Raw genomic sequence first — 20,827 nt, forward strand, 5'->3', positions numbered from 1 at the left:
GTTTTGTATTTAATCATGTTTTAGATTAGCAGAATAAACAACCATGGGGGCTGATAGCAAAATAGTGGACTTGCTACCCAAATGGAAAATTCAAGTAGCTTAAATATTGCCATAGTCAAGTGTTACAACAATCCTTAAAATATTTAGAAGCCTATTTTCGGAACTTCTTTACCAAACGTTCTATTTTTCCTAAGCCTAAGAAGAAAGGATTGAAAGAAAGTTCTAGATTTCCAAAATGTATTTAATCAAAATAGGTTGGGTAAGATACTGTAATAGTCGAAAAACGTTACCATCAGTCACAAATGTGAAAAGTGTTATGTTGTTATACAAACAGAATATGAAGTGGGTATAGATACGGGTATTGACTAGTTTTTGAGCTTAAGTAACTGTCAAAACAGCACAACATCAGCTAGTTAAACCACAATTGAGCCATAAGACTTAGTTGCGTCACAACTGGAAAAAAGCAAAAAATAAAGTATCACACTTATACTTGAGAATAGGCAATATTAGACCTAATTACCTTTATCAAAATTCCTACTCAAATTAGTAAAGATTAGACCATTGGTGTATGTAGAAGATCTTTGGGTAAGTAACATGTCTAAGCTTACAAAGGGGGGGGAGAGTAAATATTGGTGAAGTTTATGGATGAATTGCAAGGTACGCGAGCTTATGGACTCCAAAATATTCTGAATAGATCTATGGCATTTTTCAGAACATATATCTTAATAATAATATTTTTACCTAGTGTATTGTGTTATTGATTAATATTAATCAATGTCATTTAGCTATATATCAACTATAAGAGGGTTTCTTTGGAGAGTCATAGCGGGTTATTTTAAAACGGCTATTTGGCAAAAAGAAGTTAAGTCATCGATAGAATAGTCAGAGTATTTTAAGAAAAAACTACAGGTATGAGAATTCTTTTATGGTTGGGAAGCTTTTGGCTATTATACGACACGACAATATGAATACTAAATGTTGCCTCATAGCTTATTTTGATATTGACGTTATCGAATGATGAATGAAATTAGTTATTTTCAATTCGGTATTTGTTTATTGGTGAGATACCACCTCAAGATACTTAACCATGTACAGTGATGCTTATTCCATGAAATTAATAAGAAAAAGAAAGCTATCTAGGGAGACTATTTCTGAATACTATTTACTCATTCAAGGAGAGGTTGCCCACAGTCTACGCCACCAGAAAATGATATAACAGAGTTGATGTCTATGAAATTTTCTGATAAGTTGGTTATCCCCCTCTATATGGTGGTAGAGATAGTATTAAAATACTGGATAGGGGCATTAGATTGGGAAATACTCTTTATTAACCCACGAATAAGGATACCTAAGATTGATAAAAATTATCCTTAATTACTTACATTAACATTTAAAAATCCATACAGATGGATTATTACGATTTCACCAAAACCCATAGGGTATGTTGAGGAGACATTTTGGAAAGAGGATTAAAAAAATGAGTAATGAAAGAAAAACTTTAATGCTAAAAAGACCCAGAGTAACAGATTCTTCTGGTGTCAGACGTAGGAAAAATACTAAAGTTGAGGTTGTTGTCAAGAAAACACAAAAAAATCCTTTTCAGAAGCAAGCCAAAAAGGTAAAAGTAAAGGAACAAACACCAGTATCTAAAGAGCTGAAAAAACCTAGAGTACAAACACCTCCTCAAAAGAAAAAAGGTCCATCTCACCCCCTTCCCAAAATTCGGATGCCAGTATCAGAAGCGACTGAGAATTTACAGACATATTGGCCTGATATATTTTCACAGGGCAAAGTTAAACCATTACAGGTAGGTATTTTGAATCATTTGAAAGCAGATGCTAAGAATAGAAATCTACCGTTATCAGGTAGGATGATCAAACGTTGTCTGTCGAGTTTAACCTATACAGTTGAGTATCGATTGAGTATTCAATCCGGACAAGCTAGATACGATAAAGATGGCCAGATATGTGCCCGTATTGATGAAGTTGATGAACTTGACTCAAAAAAAACGCCTATTGAGGATGATGAAGCAGCAAAGAACTATTAATCCTTTTGTTACAAGTTTTATGGAGTTGTAAAAAATAGACTACAGGTTGGTGTTGCTAGATATTTTAGACAGTCACTTAACCAATTGAGTTTGGAACAAAGGAAATTTTCTAGAAAAAGACTGGAATCTAAATGATGGAGATAAACAAAGATTATCGGTCATACATGATAAAAGGCTTTCTAATTAGTGTAATGACTTTTTACAAAACTTTTGAACTAACTTAGTTTATTTACAATAAAATAGTTGTTTCACCTTTGAGGAATTATTAAGGAATGATACAAAGTAAACGATCGTCTTATCATGGGGGATCATGGTTGACGTGAATTTATTACTTATTTGGAATATGGGTGTAAAGGATTAAGACAAGATATGATCAATATCAATGTTTCATACCCAGTTATATACCGCTCGGTATAAGACACTACATCCCGAATGTGTTGTTTCATTGCGATAGAGGTATGAATACAATACATAGTCTTGAATGTGTCTTATGACGTAGGTGCTACCAAATCGTGTTGTAAAAAATTTCCTTGTTACTGAACTCTTGATCTTGTAGTGTGACTGTGTAAGGTAGATTATCGGTCGTATGAAGCTCTCACTATCATAGCTCTTCCTTAGAAAGGAGTAGTTCACAAATACAATAATCTTATACTACTTCATACCTGGGTTGCTATGTAGACAAGGCGCAACTACGCAATGGTAAATGTAGCTTTTAACAGACCCTTTTCCAAGTTTAGTTCCAAAATATCATTAGAGTGTAGCTGTCCTACCCCTTTGGGAGTCCCAGTATAGATAATATCACCCTTTTTTAGTCCATAAATTTTATGTATTGATTGGATGATGGTGGGAATGGAATAGATCATGTGACATGATTCTCCAACTTGAACTGTTTTTTGGTTAAGAGATAATTCAAAATAAATGTTGTTAGGATTAGATATTTTCTCGGGACTAATAAATTTAGAAATTAGTGCTGACTGTTTAAATCCTTTACTTTTAAGCCATGGCAACCCTTTTTCTATTTCAATTTTTTGTATATCACGTGCAGTCATATCAATTCCCAATGCATAGCCGGCAATATATTTTAAAGGGTTTTTAATTGGCGCTTCTAATATATCCTCCCCAATTAAAATGACGATTTCACATTCATAATGAATATTGTTAGAAAAACTAGGTAGCTGTACAGGTATCTCTTCGAAGTGGATAGAAGTATTGGGTTTGGTAAACACCACTATCTCATCATCTGGTGTGTGATTAAGTTCTTTAATGTGCTCAGAGTAATTCCTACCAATACAGTAAATATTTTCTAAATGGTATCTTTTTTGATTACAAATAATCTCGGACATGATATTTCCTTTGTTCAAGCCTAATACTGAGTTTATATTATATGTTGTTTTTTTAATGGTGTTCAAGACTGGGTTGTTTTAACAGCAACGGGAATTGATAAATCAAAGTATTAGTCAAATATGAGCACAGGAAAATTTTAAGTAAAGATAAGATAGTACATACACTATTTGAGTCATAGCCCTTCAAGTTGAACAAGGGGATCTTAATTGTCTAAGATACTAGTAGTAAAGTCAGTTTATTTCCTACTCTTGATACTTATTTTGAATTTTAGATAGGGACATATATCCTTCGCTAGGATAGGCTTTTACAAGTATTCCTTATTCTGTGTTGGTGTTTTAAATTACCGATTTTTACAGCAGGTAAAATTAGATTGAATAAATTAAATAAAGCTGTTTTACAAAAATATTTTGTGGCTATGATTAAGTATTGATTGAGGACTTTAGAAAATATTGATACTGCTTCTTGTTGGAGGATTGACAAAATGTCTTAAGTTAGTAATCAATTGTTATATATAGAGAAAGTAACTTATGAAAAAAAGTGGGAAAAATACTGTTTGGAAAAAGTTAAACTTGACCAGAACCGCTATATGATGATATCAAGCATTCGGTAAAATAGTGTTAGAGTATAAGCCGTGGGTTCTAATTATAGTAGATCTGTGAGAGCGCAGACTAGATTGTCTATCATTTCATTGGTATGGTAGGGGGTTGGTGCAAATCTCAACCTTTCTGTGCCGATTGGTACAGTTGGGTAGTTGATTGCTTGAGCATAGATGCCATAATTGGTTAATAATTGGTCACTAATTGATCTTGCTTGTTCGGCATTTCCAATGAGAACAGGCACGATATGTGTTGTACTAGGCATGATCTTTATCTCGGCTATTTTTAATTTATTTTTTAAAAGATTTGTACGTTCTTGGTGCTGTATTCTTAATTCAGGATGTTTTCTTAAATATTTTATAGCAGAAAGTGCCCCAGCACAGATAATGGGACTTAGGCTAGTGGTAAATATAAATCCAGAAGCAATAGAGCGAATGGCATCAATGACTGTGGTATCGGCAGCAATGTAACCCCCTTGTACACCAAAGGCTTTACCTAGTGTTCCATTGATAATATCTACACGATTTTGTAAGCCTAACTCTTCAAGTTTTCCTGCGCCCTCTTTCCCATATAAGCCAACTGAATGTACCTCATCAATATAAGTTATGGCCTCATATGCATCAGCTAAATCACAAATCTCCTGAATCGGGCTAATATCTCCATCCATAGAATAAATAGATTCAAAAAGAATACATGGGATTTCATTATTGGATTTTACTGTTTGTAAGATTGTTTTTAACCCTTTTAAATCATTGTGTTCAAAGATAGTCTTAGGTTTCCTGCTATGACTAATACCGACAATGATACTGTTATGATTATTCTGATCACTAATAAAATGAATATTAGGAATAATTTTACCTAAGGCAATAAGAGTCCATTCATTGGCAACATAGGCACTCGAGTATAGCAAGGCAGATGGCTTTTTATGTAGACTGGCCAGTTCGTGCTCAAGAATGATATGATAGTGAGTGGTTCCACTGATATTCCTAGTTCCTCCAGCACCAGCTCCTGTTTTGTCTAAAGCAGTACGCATAGCATCTAATACGATTTTATTTTGCCCCATACCAAGGTAATCATTAGAGCACCAGTTCACAATTGTTTTAACACCATAGTCGCCATACCATAAGGCATAAGGAAATTGTCCGTTCTCACGTGAGATATCATTAAAAATTCTATATTTCCCGGTTTCTTTTAGGTCACGAATAGTGTTTTCAAAAGGTGTTATATCCATCATTTTTTATCTCCAATGCGTGTAAGATTACAATTTTTAAAATTAGTTGAATAGTAGAATGTTTGATCTTCTCCTGTTTTGATTATCTTTTCGATGTTTATATACCACTAATGACATCAAACTTCCAAGTTTGAGATGACTAATGTCTGCTTGTTACAGTTCTTAATTAGGAACAGTTTGGTTGATTATCACTAGTGACTGTTGCATATGATTGATTGTATTTTTTTTTATATCTTATTGTTTACGTAGAGAAAATATCTATTGATAACAATATACTGTCTAATTATTAGTAGTTTGAACAGGAGAATATGTATGTGAATATTTGTTGTTGATTGAAATCCGTAAAAATAACAGGGATATTGGAAAAAAGTAATAGTGATAAAGCCTAGGATTTCTGTAGTGAGTATGCAGTTTGATTAATATGTTTTTGAATTGTTATAGCAGCAAAGATACTAGGAAACAACGTTATTGATTAAGATGAACAGCATATGATTAGTTATTATTGTATATTCTTTAATAGTGTGGCCGCTATTGCCTAAGGGCATAAATCAATAACTCCCAGAGGAGGAGATTTTCTCATTTGTGCTTTAAGTTTATTAATTTTTATTAATTGATATGTTCAATGTAGGTTACCAAGCACTATCGTAATTCTGCGCGTTAGTATTGTTACTAGAACATTGTTTTCACAAGAGAATAAATAAGTAAAATACATATTGATCTTCATTAAAAAGTAAAGCCTTGTTGTAGGTCTTGATCTTCTCCTGTTAGTTCCACTATTAATCGATATAATGGATGTAGTTCAGAATAACGACGGGTTGTTTGTTTCAAATACTGAATAAATCTAGGAACTTCTGAAATATATTTATCTTTGTAGTCCCTATATTTCAAACGGGTAAAAATACCGGCTACCTTGAGGTGTCTTTGAACACCTGTCCATTCATAACTTCGATAAAAAGCATCAAAAGAAGGATTGACAGGTAGATTTTTTTCCTTGGCTTGTTGCCAGTAATGTATGACTATGTCTAAGGTAAATTCTTCATCCCAATAAATAAAAGCATCTCGTGTGAGAGATATAATGTCATAGCAAATGCTACCCCAAACAGCATCCTGAAAATCGATAACACCTATTGATTGGTCAGGTAACAGCATTAGGTTTCTTATCATATAATCCCTGTGTACATATACATTAGCATGACTTAAAATTTCTGCTACTATTTTGTCTTTAGATTGTTGCCATATTTCGGTTTGTTTACTGTTAAGCTGCTTATGATAGTATTGAGGAATACACCAAGTCACAAATAAATCCATTTCTTCATTTAATTTTGCTTTGGAGTAGAGGGGTAATTTATTTTCTTGAGAGATTTGTTGTAATTTTGTTAGTTCTGAAACTGATTTAAGTAATAATTCTCTATGTGTTTCATGGGAATTATTTTCTAACATTAAACTAATAAATGAATCATTACCAAAGTCTTGTAAACACATGAAGCCAGCTTTTTGATTGACATGGTATATTTTGGGAACTTGAATAGAATGGAACAGGCTTTGTACATGAATATAAGGATTCATATCAAATTTTTCGGGAGGGGCATCCATTAGAATAATTGAAGATCCATTGTCAAAAATGGCTCTATAATACTTTCGGTAGTCAGCATCAGAAGCTGCAAATTTTATTTGGAAAGATTGGCTTGGATAAAGTGTTTGAACCCAGTCTATTAAATTATTTTCACGTTGCATATTATTTTATAGTAATTCAGGTTAAAATGAACACTATTTTAACTCATTTGTCCCAAAGGTTATAATTTTGTTTCGAGTAAAAAAAGTTGTGTGGCAGTTATTGCTAGCTCAAATTGGATTATGTTTCAGTGTTAGTTTGTCGGCGCCCTTGGAAGGATTCTCTGATAAAAGAGTATACAATAAGAAATTTATTAATGAATATAATAATTTAACCGATAATAATACTTGCTCATCTAATGGTAGTAAATTTGTAGCTATTGATCCTATTCAAACCAGTCAGGAATCTCCACCTCATAGTGGAAGTGTGCGTTTTACATTTGACAAAAGTGTCGAGGGAAAGGGTTTGGAAGAAGTCTTAGTTGAAGGTAATGTTATCGTTGAGTATGATGATCAAGTCTTAAATGCTAATAAAATTCTTTATAAAAATAATAAAATTATTACTTCAGATCCTTTTAAATTAAGGGATGGTAGTAAAATTTTTGCTGGGCACAGTTTAGAATATGATTTAAGTACCAAATCAGGTAGTGTAGATGATTTTAAGTTTAATAGTCGGGGGAATAGGATATCTCTGCAAGGGGAAGGAAAAAAACTAGAAATTTTGCAAAAAAATTTTTATCGTTTAAAAAATGCACGTGTTAATACTTGTAATCCAGGAGATGATAGTTGGTATATAGAAGCGAAAGAAATTAATTTAGATTATGATCATAATATAGGGGTAGCCAAAAAAATTAAATTTATTTTTAAGGGAGTTTCTGTAATGGCTGTTCCATGGTTTGATTTTCCATTAAATGGTAGTCGAAAAAGTGGGTTTCTGAATCCCATTGTAGGGATTAAGTCAGGAAATGGGTTAGAGTTTGGGTTACCTTATTACTTTAACTTAGCGCCCAATTATGATATGACGATAACACCCCATCTGTACACAAAAAGGGGGATCGGTATTGATGGGGAGTTTAGGTATTTAGCTCTTAATTTCTTTGGTAGAATATCAGCGAGTTTTCTGCCAAGTGATAGAGTTGCAAAAAAAGAATTAAATAAAAGTAGTCGTTATGCTTTTGATTTTCAACATATTCAAAATTTGACACCCAAAATATCTCTGGGCATAGTTTATAATCAAGTATCTGATAATCATTATTTTAAGGATTTTGGTACTAGAACATCTTCTGCAGAGAATAATAACTTAAATCGACAATTATGGTTATCGTATGGCGACCAGATCCTTGGAGGAGCATTTTTTGCATTCTTAACCTTCCAAAATTATCAAACATTACAAAATTCTAGTGATTCAACATATGAGCCGTATCAACTGAGTCCCCAATTGACTCTAAGATGGTCTAAATTACTAGAGAATACAGCAGAAATAGATATTTTGGCACAAGTAAGTAATTTTGATCATCGTACGAAACAAACAGGTATTAGAAGTTTGTTTTATCCCCGAGTGTCTTGGAATTTTTTCAATGAGTGGGGCTTTTTCAGACCTAGTTTGGGACTGCATTCTACTTATTATCAATTAGACCATTATTGGCGAGTCGATAAGGATGGAACAAAAATTAATTTACCAAAAAGACATTTGTCTAGGGTGCTACCTATTTTCAGTATGGATGCTGGATTAATTTTTGAAAGACCTTTGACATTTAAAGAAAATCATTTTATACAAACACTTGAACCTAGGATTTTTTATACATATGTTCCCAAAAAAGAACAGGATCAATTCCCTAATTTTGATAGTGAAGAGGTAGACCCAACCTTTTCAAATCTATTTAGAATCAATAGATTTACTGGTTATGATAGGATTAGTGTTGCTAATAATTTGTCTTATAGTTTGTTAACAAGATTTTATAGTTCAAGTAACGGAGTAGAGTTTTTTAGAACTGGGATAGGTCAACGTATTGACTTTGGAAAAGATAATACGAGTTTAGAGGATGGTGCGCATAGTAGAAAGATCAGTTATGATACATTATTATTTGCTCAAAGTAGAATTACTGATAAAATCTCATTGCAGGCAGATTTATATTTTAATGCTAATCGTAAAGTAGATAATCGTTATGTGATAGGCTTAAGATATAATTCACAATTTGGTAAGCTGGTTAATTTGCTTTATAAATATGATAGAAATAGTTCTCGGATTAATCGAAACGATAACAAATTTGAACAAGTTGATTTTTCTTTTCGATGGCCAGTTGCTAATAAATATTCAATTGTTGGTAGATACAACTATTCTTTATCTGATAAAAAGTTATTAGAGGCCTTGGCAGGAGTTGAGTATGTTAGTGAGTGTCAATGTTGGGGATTTAATACAGTATTTCAAACTTATTTAGCAGAATATAATAAACGAAAAAATGCAGTATTTTTTCAGTTAAATTTGAGAGGTTTAGGCGGTTTTGGAGTGAATCCATTTAGTGAATTGTATCGTTCCATACCGGGTTATCGTCTTAAGAGAGAGGTTAAATAATATATGAGTTTAAAGTGGCTAAGTGCTGTACTAATGGGGTTTGGTTTGTTGAGTGCTAACGCAGCATCTGTACGATGGGTTGACCAGATTGTAGTGGTGGTCAATCAAGATGTAATTACCCAAAGGGATATTAATGATATTAGTCATCAGATTGTAGCCCAAGTCCCTAAGTCTGAGCTAAAAAAAATAGATGTTAAACAGGTAGCTATTGACAATTTAATTCAGCAAAGACTACTAAAACAGGCAGCAGAAAATATGCAGGTTACTGTTTCGGAGAAGGACATTGATGCCGAGGTTGCAAAAATAGCTACTTCTAATAAGATGACACCAGAGCAGTTTTATAAAGCAATTTCAAGAGAGGGTGTTCCTGAGGCAATGCTAAGGGCGACTATTAAGGATAATTTAATGGTAGAGGCTCTGGCAAAAGAGGTGTCGAAAGGTCAAATTGAAGTTACTGAAACAGAAATAGAAGCTTTATTGAATCAAAATAAAATGCCTGTCACACAGAAAAATAAAGAAGATGCTAGAAACTTTATTGCCAATAGGAAGCAACAAGAAATTTTATCAGGTATTGTACAAGACCTGAAAAATAGAGCTTATATCGAATACAGAGAAAAACCATATTGATATTCATAAATAGATGAAAATAGATCAAGCTCAGATTCCTTTAGCAATCACAAGTGGAGAGCCTGCTGGAATTGGGCTTGATATTTGTTTAGGTATTCTTGATACTAAGTTTGACTATCCGATTGAGATATTAGTTGATTTTGAATCTTTAGAACAGAGAGCTAAAGAGCTTAAGAGGTATGAGTTCTTGTATCCATACTTCAGAGGAGAGAATCCTAATATTACTTTTAAAAATATATCAGTTCGGGAGAAGGTTATCTCTGGGCAGTTGAATGTTAAAAATGCCTCGTATGTTTTGGCACTCTTAGATCAGGCTGTAGAAGGTATTGAAAATGGCGTTTATGCAGGTATAGTGACCTGTCCAATACATAAAGGGATTATTAACGCAAGTGGTATTCCCTTTACTGGGCATACTGAATATTTTCAAAATAAAGCAGGCGTTGAAAAAGTTGTTATGATGTTGTCTGATGGGCAATTAAATGTTGCCTTGGTAACTACGCATTTACCGTTGAGTCAAGTAGCTAAAACAATTAGTTCTGAACTAATAATAAAAGTTGTTCGTATTATTAATCAGGAATTTAAGTCAAAATTTAAAATACACGCACCCAGAATATTGGTAACAGGATTAAATCCACATGCTGGTGAAAATGGTTATTTGGGAATGGAAGAGATAGATGTGATCATCCCTGCCATAACCCATCTGAAAAACGAAAATATTTTAGTATTCGGTCCTTATTCTTCGGATACAGTATTTCAAAAGGAACTCATTGAAAGTAGTGATGTTATTTTAACAATGTATCATGATCAGGGATTACCAGTTATTAAATATGCTTCATTTGAAAAAGCAGTAAACATTACATTAGGGTTACCGTATGTCAGAACATCTGTTGATCATGGGACAGCTTTGGAATTGGCGGGAACAGGAAAGGCAAATGCTAGTAGTTTAATCCACGCAATTAATGTAGCAAGTCATATGATTTGAGCAATTTATGAGAATGGTGCCTTATATAGAGTTTAGAAATGTTACTTTTTTGTATACAGAAAAGGAGGTATTACATGACATAAATTTTTCTGTATATGAAGGAGATTTTGTTTGTATTATAGGAGGATCAGGTTCAGGGAAAACAACGTTACTGAAATTGATATCTGGTGAAATTTATCCTAAAAAAGGTGAAGTCTTAATAAAAGGAAAATCAATTTCAGATTTTTCAAAAGCTGAACTACATAAGTATCGTAAGAGTATGGGTTATCTATTTCAACAAGGTGCTTTATTTACTGATTTGAATGTATATGATAACGTTGCGTTTCCAATTAGAGAGCATACCTCCTTATGTGAAAAAGAAATCGAAGCTATTGTAGAAAATAAATTACTTTCAGTTGATTTAGGAGGTGTAGAAAGATTATATCCAGCAGAGTTATCGGGGGGTATGATCAAGAGAGTTGCACTAGCAAGGGCAATTGCTTTAAATCCTAGTTTATTATTATATGATGAACCATTTGCAGGTTTAGATCCTATTGTGTTGATGAAAATTGCAAAGTTAATAGGTAGAACAAATCAAAATATTAATGCTACTAGTATCATGGTGACACATAATATCAGAGAATCTTTGCCATTGGCTGACAAAGTTATTTTACTGTCACAAAATAGGATTGTTTTTGATGGAAGCCCTGAAGATATTTTGAAAAATAGAAATTCAATAGTACAGGAATTTTTACGAGCGGCATCTATCCCTTTGGCATTGTTAGATGTAGGAAGTTGATATGTTTGGTACGATTAGAGCCATAGGTCGACAGGTAATACAATTTAATATACAAATTGGGCAAATCGTATTATTATTATTTTCGGTATTATTTCAATCAGTTAAAAATTTATTAAAGCCGACATTGGTTATAAAAGAAATTTATGTCTTTGGTTGTTCCTCTATAAGTATTATTGTTTTTTGTGGATTGTTTTTAGGATTAGTTCTGGGACTACAGGCCTATAATTCACTTATTTTGTTTAATGCAGAGTCTAGTTTAGGTGCCTTGGTCGGTATTTCTGTATTAAGAGAGATAGGGCCAGTTTTAGCTGCTATTTTATTTGCAAGTAGTGCTGGCAGTGCTATGACGAGTGAAATAGGTTTAATGAAGAGTACAGATCAGTTAAGTGCATTAGAGGTAATGGGCGTAAACCCCATTGAGAGGGTTATAGGGCCTAGATTTCTGGCAGGTATTATTTCCGTACCACTTTTAACTTTGGTATATAATGCTTTTGCTATACTAGGAACATATTTAATGGCAGTGGTATTGTATGGATTGGACAGAAACATCTTTTGGGGACAAATGCAATCTGCCATTTCGGTATCTTATGATTTATCAGGATCCATCATTAAGTCACTAGTATTTGGTATATTAATTTCCTTGATTGCAGTTTACAATGGATTGTATGCTTGTCCAACTCCTAATGGAATTTTAAAAGCAACCAATCACACGGTTGTATGGTGTTCATTGTATATTTTGGTAACAGATTTTATATTAACAGTATTTTTATTTACGGGTTAATGGGATGAGAGAAAAACATATTGAGTTCTCTGTTGGGTTACTGGTGGTTTTGAGCTTTTTTGCTATTATTTTTTTGTGCATGAAGGTAGCTGGGGATAAATACCATTTTGTTTCGGATGAAGGTAGTTACCAGGTATTTTCTTATTTTAACAATATCGGTAATTTGAAGATAGGTGCTCCTGTTAGGGCATCAGGCGTTTTAGTAGGTAGAGTGAATAACATCACTTTAGATGTCAAAAGCTATCAAGCAAAAGTTGAATTATCTATCAATAAACAGTATTCTTTTTCTCAAGACACTTCCGCCTCTATATTAACAATGGGGATATTAGGAGAACAGTACATTGGGTTACAGCAAGGAGGAGATACTGATAACTTACAACCGGGGGACACAATTAGTGTAACAAATTCTGCAGTTGTTATCGAGGAATTATTAAATAAAATTGTTGTTAATTTTTTAGGTCAAATAAGAAAATGACACTTTAATTTAGTTAAGAATATGAAGATAATAAAATTTTTTATACTGGAATTGTTATTATTTTTACCATTAAGTGTATTAGCTAAAGGCAATATTAGTCTCATGAATACGCCGTCAGAAGCGGTAAAAGTTTTAACTGATACTATTGCTGATGTGGTGGGTTTAATGTCCTCAGATAATGGAAATAATAATGATGACATTAAAAGGAAAGTAGTTGATCAGACTGTGGACTTATTTGATTTTAATCGAATTACTGCTTTAGCAGTTGGCTTTCCGTGGAAAAATGCAACTTTAGACCAAAAAATGCTCTTGAGTAAGGAGTTCAGATGTAAATTGATTAATGCCTATTATAATGTATTTATTCATGTGAGAGATACCAAGGTTGAAATTAAACAGAATCCAATTATTAAGAATAAGCGCAGAGAGATTATCATTCAATCTACAGCAACGTCAGTAAGATCTGATGTTGGGGATCCTATTGAAATAGATTATTTTCTTTATAAAACTGAGCAAGGATATAAAATTTACAATATTAATGTACAGGGTATTAGTTTGGTAACTACATATCGTGGACAATTTTCTGAAATTATTCAAGAAAGTGGAGTTGATGGATTAATTCAAAGTCTCCAAGAAGAGAATAATCAATTGAATCAATCGAAGAAAAAGCTTGAATGATACTTAAGATAGTTGTTTACTTATTGATTTAAAAAGAGTAAATAGTGTAAGATTTGTGTTATATTACAATTAGATAGACTTTATTTGGGAGACTAGTTTGTGACTATAAATTTTCATATCTTTGGAACTTTAGCAAAAATTTAGGGTAGTCTGATTGTTGTTTTCTATTGCAGAATCTGAGTAGTGAATCAATAAAGGAGTAATGGTGATTTTTAAAACTGTTATCAAGGTTAGAGGCTTTCATTTAGATTTATACCGTCATGTTAATAATGCAAGATATTTGGAGTTTTTGGAAGAAGCTAGATGGGACATGATTGATAGTACCGATATTCTGTCAGACTTACATTGTAAGCATTTAGGGTTTGTAATTGTTAATATCAATATTAACTATCGATCCCCTGCAGTGTTTGGTGATGAACTTGAGATACAATCAAAAATTAAAAAATTTAGTGAGAGGAAAGGTGTTATAGAGCAGATAATTATTAATTCTAAAACAAACTGTATAGTATTAGATGCTATGGTTACATATGTAATTTTGGATTTAAATACCCAAAAAGTTGGCCAGTTAGATGACGATTTAATGCAACGATTTTCTAAGTTAGTTGAAGAAGAATAATGATTATGATGATATAAAATCACTGCCTTGTTGTGTAAGGTAAAATTAAGTTATGCAAATAGATTTACATTTTCATTCAAACTTTTCTGATGGAATTTATACCCCAAAAGAATTGATAGAGCGAGCTAATGAGAATCATGCTGAATTATTAGCTTTAACTGATCATGACAATATAGGTGGTCTAGAAGAAGCAAGAATTGTATCAGACAAACTGGGTATAGCATTTGTTAATGGGGTAGAAATTTCTGTTACTTGGCGCAATAAAGTCATACATGTGATTGGACTTGATTTTGACCTGGATTACCTTCCCTTAATAAGATTAATTGATGAAATTAGAAGTGTAAGACTAAAACGCCTTTCCTTAATATCTGAGAAATTAGAAAATATTGGAATTCGTGGTGTGTACCAAGGTGCTTTAGAATTATCTTCACATCCTGATACGGTAGGTAGAAGACATATGGCAGAATATTTGGTCAGTCAGGGAGTTGTATCTTCTATTCAACAAGCTTTCAATAAGTACCTAGGGGAAGGGAAGAAAGGCTATGTTAAAACGGAATGGGGTTCGTTACAAGAAGTCGTAAGATTAATTGTAGAGGCAGGAGGGATAGCTGTGCTGGCTCACCCTTTACGCTACAATTTGACCCTAGCCAAAATACGTCAGTTCCTAGATGAATTTATTGTTTATGGTGGGCAAGGTATAGAAGTAGGTTGTAGTGGTCATGATTATAATGAGATAATGACAGTTTCATTGTTAGCTGAGCAATATAATTTATTAGCTTCTTCAGGTAGTGACTTTCATGGGCATGAATATGGTTGTCATAGAAAAATAGGTGTGACACCTGATTTGCCAATAGAATGTCGTCCCATATGGGATGTATTTAAATTTAACTAGGATACTTATGGATATAGCAGATATCATTTATAAAGTTTGTGTGTATACTATTCCTATGGTTTTGGCAGTTACTGTGCATGAAACAGCACATGGTTATGTAGCCAAGAAAAATGGTGATGATACAGCAAAAAATGCAGGGAGGTTAACATTAAATCCGTTGGCTCATATAGATCCAATAGGGACAGTTGTGTTACCACTACTTTTATTAGTTCTGAAAGTGCCCTTTTTATTCGGATGGGCCAAGCCTGTACCGATCAACCCTTCCCGATTCAAAGACTACCGAAAAGGGATGAGGCAAGTTGCAGCCTCAGGCCCTTTATCTAACTTACTTATGGTATTTGTTTGGGCTGCACTCTTTGTTGGCACTTCTTACCTATCAAAAAATCAAGACTCTAATTTAGTATCCTTCATCAGGGAAATGTCCCAATTTGGTATTGTTATTAATGCAGTGTTATGTGTGTTTAATCTGATGCCTATTCCACCTTTAGATGGAAGTCGTGTCATCAGTAGTTATTTGAGTCCAGAAGCTTATAGTCAATATATGAAGTTAGAGCCGTATGGTCTTTGGATAGTAATAGCCGCCTTGTTTTTAGGTTTATTCCAGGTGATATGGCCGATTGTTGGTTGGATAATCCGGATGGCGATTACATTTTTTGATAATATTTTTCAATGGATTATATAGTGATTGTAACTAAACAAAAAATTAATGATATTAATGTTGAGGCGAATGTACCAATTGTTACGCCACGAGAATTAAAAGATAAATTACCATTGTCTCCTACAGCTCGTACATTAGTATCAGAAAGTCGGCAAATTGTAAAAAATATTTTAGATCATAGGGATTATCGATTGTTTGTTGTTGTGGGGCCTTGTTCTATCCATGATTATAAAGCAGCAATAGAATATGCACAGCGATTAAAAAAACTCTCAGATAGAGTTAAAGATACACTTTTTTTAATTATGCGAGTATATTTTGAAAAGCCAAGAACAACTGTTGGTTGGAAGGGCTTGATTAATGATCCTTATTTGAATGATACATTCAAGATTGAAGATGGCCTACATTTAAGTAGAAGGTTACTGCTAGAAATTGCACATATAGGGATACCTGCTTCGACCGAGGCATTAGATCCGATCTCTCCTCAATATTTGCAAGATTTGATTAGTTGGTCCGCCATTGGTGCAAGAACAACTGAGTCTCAGACACATAGGGAATTAGCATCGGGCTTATCTTCAGCGGTAGGATTTAAAAATGGAACTGATGGTGGCCTAGCTGTTGCTTTGAATGCTTTAAAATCCGTTGCCAATGCACATCATTTTTTAGGTATTAATCAGGAAGGTAGGGTTTCTCGTGTTAAAACAAGAGGTAATCCGTATGCACATATTGTTTTAAGAGGGGGGGATAATAAAACAAATTATGATTCTGTCAATGTGACGTTGGTGGAGGAAAGATTGAGAAAAGCAGGGTTATCAACTAATATTATGATTGATTGTTCACATGAGAATTCCAATAAAAGAGCAGAGTTGCAGCCTTTAGTGGTGGATAATATTATTAATCAAATTTTAAATGGTAATCAATCTATTTGTGCTTTAATGATAGAAAGTAATTTAGAGTGGGGCAATCAATCAATACCAGAAGACTTATCCCAATTAAAATATGGGGTTTCCATAACAGATGCTTGTATTGATTGGAAAACAACCGAAGATGTTATTTTAAAAGTATATGACAGATTAAAAGATACTTTGCCTAAACGTTTTTCATTTTAGTTGCATACTTTTTAGTTCCCATTCTTCAGGTGTCGCCGCTACTATAATAGACAAGGCGTGTAGCTCGTTACTGGCAATTTGTTCTTTTAGGCTATCTTTAATTAGTCGATGTCTTTGTAAACGACTTAAACTTTCAAATTTTTGTGACACAATCTTCACAAAAAAGTGATATCCGTCTCCATCAACTTCTATGTAGGTGCATGGTATTATTTGTTGAATAAGATTGGTTAATTCTTCTAACTGCATATTGATGATTCCTGTTCTGTGTTAGGACCTTAGTTTATAGCCTGATTTTAATACTAGTATGGCGATTATTGTTAATGACATAAAAAAAACTAAGGAGATCTCTAAAGAAATAGAAGGTTGTATATCAGATTGTCCAAAAAAACCATATCTAAAACCATCAACCAAATAAAAGAAGGGGTTGACTTGGCTAATTGTGTACCAGAATGTGGGTAGTTTTTGTATAGAATAAAAAACACCTGACAGAAAAGTCAGTGGCATAATAATAAAATTTTGAAACAATGATGTTTGATCGAATTTTTCAGCGACAATACCGGCTATTAAGCCCAATGTCCCCAATGTTGCTCCACTGATAATAGCAAATAAAACTATCCATAATAGTCCGTAGATGGGAATAGTTGGTACGAATATCAAAGCACAAATAAAGATTCCCAGCCCAACCATTAGTCCTCTTATTAGTGCGGCTCCTACAAAAGCAATAAAAAATCCTAAATTGGATAAAGGTGGGAGTAAGATAAAAATAATGTTTTCTGCAATTTTAGATTGAATTAAACTACTAGAAGTATTAGCAAAGGCATTTTGCATAATACCCATCATAATTAGACCAGGAATAAGAAATTGCATATAACTAACCCCAGGATAAATATTGATTTTATCTTGTAGCACATTAGAAAAAATCAGTAGATACAGTAAGGAGGAAACGATAGGGGCACCAAGAGTCTGCAGACCTACCTTGGAAAAGCGTAGAACTTCTTTTTTGAAAAGGGTGTAGATACCGTATAAATTATTCATTGTGTTAAGCTTAAAAAAACTTTTTCTAAATTTTTCTCTATTATTTCTAGCCCAGAAATAGTAATATGGTTGGCATTGATGATATGTAATAAGTTTTCTAGTTGTAAATAATTATCAAGTTCAAACAACCACTTATTTTTTTGATGTTGATGACGTAAACAACTCAGTAATGGTTTTATATTCTCGTGACAAATAAATGAAACGTGAATATGTTCATCAACTACCAACAGGTTTTCTGTTTTATCAAGTGCAATTAGTTGCCCCTGTTTCATAAAGAGAATCCTATCGCACAATTGCTTAGCTTCTTCCAAATAATGTGTCGTTAAAATAATAGTATGACCTTGTTGATTGAGTTTTTTGATAAAGATCCATAAAGATTGACGTAATTCTACATCTACCCCAGCAGTCGGCTCATCCAATATAATAACGGGAGGTTTATGTACAAGAGCTTGAGCTATCATCAAACGGCGTTTCATGCCACCTGACAAACTACGGGTGTTATTGTTAATTTTTGTTAATAATCCCAGTTCCTCTAATATTTCTTCAATCCATTGATCATTGTTTTTGATACCATAATAGCCTGATTGATAGGATAAAACTTCTTTGACTGTAAAGAATGGATCAAAGGTTAATTCTTGGGGGACGATACCTAGGTTCATTTTAGAGAGATGACTATTTTTTTTGGTATCAAAACCTAAAACTTGAATTGATCCAGATGTGGGCTTACTTAGGCCGGCAATACTAGAGATCAAAGTTGTTTTACCTGCACCATTGGGACCTAAGAGGCCAAAAAATTCGCCGTTAAAAACTTGAAAAGAAACATTATCTAGTGCTTTAAAGCCATTTTTATATACCTTAGTAATATTATTGATATTTAAAGCAATTGATTTCACTTCACAACCTTCTGTAAAAAAAGAATTTCATTTTGAATAACTTGTTCAAATGTATCCCTACTTTTTATCATGGTATGGCAGTCACCATCAATCAGGATTTCGGGAGCAATGAGACGAGAATTATAATGACTGGCCATGGAAGCAGCATAAGCACCAGCACTTTTTACAGCAAGATAATCACCTGCTTGTACAGCGAGTGTTCGATTTTTACCTAAACAATCCCCTGATTCGCATACAGGGCCAACGATATCTGCTTTAACAGTGGACAAGTTTTCGTGTATTACTATAGGAACGATATCATGATAGCTATCATATAATGCAGGCCTTAATAAATCATTCATAGCAGCATCCGTGATAATAAAACACTTTTCTTGATTGTGTTTAATAAAATCTACTTTTGTTAAAAGAATACCAGAGTTTCCAATAATAGAACGACCAGGCTCCAAAACTAATTGTAATCCATTATTTTTCTGAAAAAAAGGGGTAATATGCCTCGCATAATCTTCATAATTAGGGTTAGGATCATCTTTCTTATAAGGAATGCCGATTCCTCCACCCAGATCAATATGCTTGAGATGAATGCCTTTTTGTTTTAATTGAATAACGAGTTCAAATATTTTATCAGCAGCTTCATTTAATGGGGTTAAATCCAGTAATTGTGAACCTATATGGCAATCAATGCCGATAATAGATAGATGTGATTGTTTCTGAGCATATAAATAGGTTGCGAGAGCATCTGGATAGGGAATGCCAAATTTGTTATTTTTTAGGCCTGTGGATATATAAGGGTGTGTTTTAGCATCGACATTAGGATTAACTCTAAAAGATATTGGTGCAACAGTATTTAATTCCTTAGCGACTACTTGAATACGATCAATCTCGGACAATGATTCGACATTGAAGCATAGTATTCCTGCAGTTAATGCCAACTTAATTTCATCTTCACTTTTGTTGACACCAGAGAAAATGATTTTGTCAGGATCTCCTCCCGCGAGTAAAACTCTTTGTAATTCACCACCAGACACAATATCAAATCCAGCACCTAAGCTAGCTAAATATTGGAGAATAGATAAATTACTATTTGCCTTGACTGCATAACAAACTAAAGGATTGAAATCATTAAAAATATGTTGATAATTTAAAAAAGCAGCTTGGATATGTTTTTTGGAATAAACATAAAGTGGTGTCCCATAAGTTTTAGCCAACTCCAAGCAAGATGTTTGCTCAATAAATAATTGTTGGTTAACGTAGCGTAGCATATCCTAGTTATCCCCATTCTTGTTATCGTTGTTTGGTACAGGAGGCGTAGGCGATGGTGTTTTATGCTGGGAGGTTTTATTAGGGTTTAGTCCTATCCCAGTTTGTATGGGGCCAAAACCAGAATTATCCTCATTCTTGTCAGGTAGGTATAAAGAACCTTTATGGCCACAAGCGACAAGTGAAGTGAGCAAAATAAAAATAAATAATTGGCTTGATCTCATAAGGATTATATCTCTTAATTTAGTTTTCAATAGATAAGACACATCAAAAATATTCGAGTATTGTATTATAATATCTCTCGTGTAGATAGACTTGAGGCGTTTAAAGATGAATGATGTAGACTATAGGGTTGAATCAGACAAATTTTTTATTAAGATTGAAGATGAGTTAGGTAGTTATGAATGGGACTTTGACTATGATAACAAAGGGGATATTTTTATTATTTATAACAATACTCAAGAATATATGGTGTTGACTAAGAATTATAGTCAGCATGAAATCTGGCTAGTCGCAGGTAAAGATGCTTATCAATTTATTTATGAGAATGAAAATTGGGTATCTAAGAAAAATAAGAAGGAAAGTATACTAGGGGTAGTTAGACGGTATTTAGATATAGCTTGTGGTGAAAAGGGTCAGATATTTTAATTG

At 33.4% G+C, this 20,827-nt stretch carries 21 protein-coding genes; 13 read left to right on the top strand and 8 right to left on the bottom strand.

Going from position 1 to position 20,827, the window contains the following annotated elements; genetic code table 11:
- The first annotated feature begins 1,441 nt into the window (after positions 1-1,441).
- Entirely contained in the window at positions 1,442-2,047 is a 606-nt protein-coding gene (locus tag GKC53_04365; protein ID QRN41366.1) for a conjugal transfer protein, read from the top strand.
- Positions 2,048-2,736: 689 nt separating this feature from the next.
- Here the strand turns inward: GKC53_04365 and GKC53_04370 are convergent.
- The 3 genes from GKC53_04370 to GKC53_04380 all read right to left on the bottom strand — a co-directional run bounded on the left by GKC53_04370 (position 2,737) and on the right by GKC53_04380 (position 6,952).
- A complete protein-coding gene (locus GKC53_04370; GenBank protein QRN41367.1) occupies positions 2,737-3,390 on the bottom strand; it encodes an isomerase/hydrolase in 654 nt (217 codons plus the stop codon).
- Positions 3,391-4,033: 643 nt separating this feature from the next.
- The gene (hemA, locus tag GKC53_04375) at positions 4,034-5,218 is read right to left on the bottom strand and encodes a 5-aminolevulinate synthase (protein ID QRN41835.1); all 1,185 of its coding nucleotides are present in this window, start codon (positions 5,216-5,218) and stop codon (positions 4,034-4,036) included.
- A gap of 723 nt (positions 5,219-5,941) precedes the next feature.
- Entirely contained in the window at positions 5,942-6,952 is a 1,011-nt protein-coding gene (locus tag GKC53_04380) for a phosphotransferase (protein QRN41368.1), read from the bottom strand.
- Between the two features lie 67 nt (positions 6,953-7,019).
- Here GKC53_04380 and lptD point away from each other — a divergent pair, with 67 nt between their 5' ends.
- From lptD to GKC53_04435, 11 genes are all read left to right on the top strand, one after another.
- Positions 7,020-9,401 carry an LPS assembly protein LptD gene (gene lptD / locus GKC53_04385; GenBank protein QRN41369.1) on the top strand — a complete coding sequence of 794 codons (2,382 nt, stop codon included), beginning with the start codon at positions 7,020-7,022 and terminating at the stop codon, positions 9,399-9,401.
- Positions 9,402-9,404: 3 nt separating this feature from the next.
- Positions 9,405-10,028 carry a hypothetical protein gene (locus GKC53_04390; protein ID QRN41370.1) on the top strand — a complete coding sequence of 208 codons (624 nt, stop codon included), beginning with the start codon at positions 9,405-9,407 and terminating at the stop codon, positions 10,026-10,028.
- Positions 10,029-10,041: 13 nt separating this feature from the next.
- Complete coding sequence (gene pdxA, locus GKC53_04395) at positions 10,042-11,010, top strand: 4-hydroxythreonine-4-phosphate dehydrogenase PdxA (GenBank protein QRN41371.1); 969 nt, start codon at positions 10,042-10,044, stop codon at positions 11,008-11,010.
- 13 nt (positions 11,011-11,023) lie between these two features.
- Positions 11,024-11,788 (top strand): ATP-binding cassette domain-containing protein, encoded by a 765-nt coding sequence (locus tag GKC53_04400; GenBank protein QRN41372.1) that lies wholly within the window; start codon positions 11,024-11,026, stop codon positions 11,786-11,788.
- A gap of 1 nt (position 11,789) precedes the next feature.
- Positions 11,790-12,569, top strand: coding sequence for an MlaE family lipid ABC transporter permease subunit (locus GKC53_04405; GenBank protein QRN41373.1), 780 nt, complete (start codon positions 11,790-11,792; stop codon positions 12,567-12,569).
- 4 nt (positions 12,570-12,573) lie between these two features.
- Positions 12,574-13,044: an outer membrane lipid asymmetry maintenance protein MlaD gene (gene mlaD / locus GKC53_04410; protein ID QRN41374.1), complete on the top strand. Its 471-nt coding sequence runs from the start codon at positions 12,574-12,576 to the stop codon at positions 13,042-13,044.
- Positions 13,045-13,065: 21 nt separating this feature from the next.
- A complete protein-coding gene (locus GKC53_04415; protein QRN41375.1) occupies positions 13,066-13,719 on the top strand; it encodes a hypothetical protein in 654 nt (217 codons plus the stop codon).
- A 202-nt stretch (positions 13,720-13,921) separates the two neighbouring features.
- Complete coding sequence (locus GKC53_04420) at positions 13,922-14,335, top strand: YbgC/FadM family acyl-CoA thioesterase (GenBank protein QRN41376.1); 414 nt, start codon at positions 13,922-13,924, stop codon at positions 14,333-14,335.
- A gap of 52 nt (positions 14,336-14,387) precedes the next feature.
- Positions 14,388-15,227, top strand: coding sequence for a PHP domain-containing protein (locus GKC53_04425; GenBank protein ID QRN41377.1), 840 nt, complete (start codon positions 14,388-14,390; stop codon positions 15,225-15,227).
- Between the two features lie 7 nt (positions 15,228-15,234).
- Positions 15,235-15,909 (top strand): site-2 protease family protein, encoded by a 675-nt coding sequence (locus tag GKC53_04430; protein ID QRN41378.1) that lies wholly within the window; start codon positions 15,235-15,237, stop codon positions 15,907-15,909.
- On the top strand, positions 15,897-16,991 hold the full coding sequence (locus tag GKC53_04435) for a 3-deoxy-7-phosphoheptulonate synthase (protein QRN41379.1): 1,095 nt from the start codon (positions 15,897-15,899) through the stop codon (positions 16,989-16,991). The genes GKC53_04430 and GKC53_04435 overlap by 13 nt, the downstream gene beginning before the upstream one ends.
- Here the strand turns inward: GKC53_04435 and GKC53_04440 are convergent.
- The 5 genes from GKC53_04440 to GKC53_04460 are packed head-to-tail and all read right to left on the bottom strand — an operon-like array spanning position 16,983 to position 20,400.
- A complete protein-coding gene (locus GKC53_04440) occupies positions 16,983-17,237 on the bottom strand; it encodes a BolA/IbaG family iron-sulfur metabolism protein (protein QRN41380.1) in 255 nt (84 codons plus the stop codon). The two genes, GKC53_04435 and GKC53_04440, sit on opposite strands and share 9 nt — an antisense overlap.
- 21 nt (positions 17,238-17,258) lie before the next feature.
- Complete coding sequence (locus GKC53_04445; protein QRN41381.1) at positions 17,259-18,026, bottom strand: metal-dependent hydrolase; 768 nt, start codon at positions 18,024-18,026, stop codon at positions 17,259-17,261.
- On the bottom strand, positions 18,023-18,919 hold the full coding sequence (locus GKC53_04450; protein QRN41382.1) for an ATP-binding cassette domain-containing protein: 897 nt from the start codon (positions 18,917-18,919) through the stop codon (positions 18,023-18,025). The genes GKC53_04445 and GKC53_04450 overlap by 4 nt, the downstream gene beginning before the upstream one ends.
- A complete protein-coding gene (gene lysA / locus GKC53_04455) occupies positions 18,916-20,178 on the bottom strand; it encodes a diaminopimelate decarboxylase (protein QRN41383.1) in 1,263 nt (420 codons plus the stop codon). The genes GKC53_04450 and lysA overlap by 4 nt, the downstream gene beginning before the upstream one ends.
- A 3-nt stretch (positions 20,179-20,181) precedes the next feature.
- Positions 20,182-20,400 carry a hypothetical protein gene (locus GKC53_04460; GenBank protein ID QRN41384.1) on the bottom strand — a complete coding sequence of 73 codons (219 nt, stop codon included), beginning with the start codon at positions 20,398-20,400 and terminating at the stop codon, positions 20,182-20,184.
- A gap of 106 nt (positions 20,401-20,506) precedes the next feature.
- Here GKC53_04460 and GKC53_04465 point away from each other — a divergent pair, with 106 nt between their 5' ends.
- Positions 20,507-20,824 carry a hypothetical protein gene (locus GKC53_04465; protein ID QRN41385.1) on the top strand — a complete coding sequence of 106 codons (318 nt, stop codon included), beginning with the start codon at positions 20,507-20,509 and terminating at the stop codon, positions 20,822-20,824.
- Positions 20,825-20,827: the final 3 nt, after the last annotated feature.

Source organism: Neisseriaceae bacterium (assembly GCA_016864895.1).
Classification (GTDB): domain Bacteria; phylum Pseudomonadota; class Gammaproteobacteria; order Burkholderiales; family Neisseriaceae; genus QFNR01.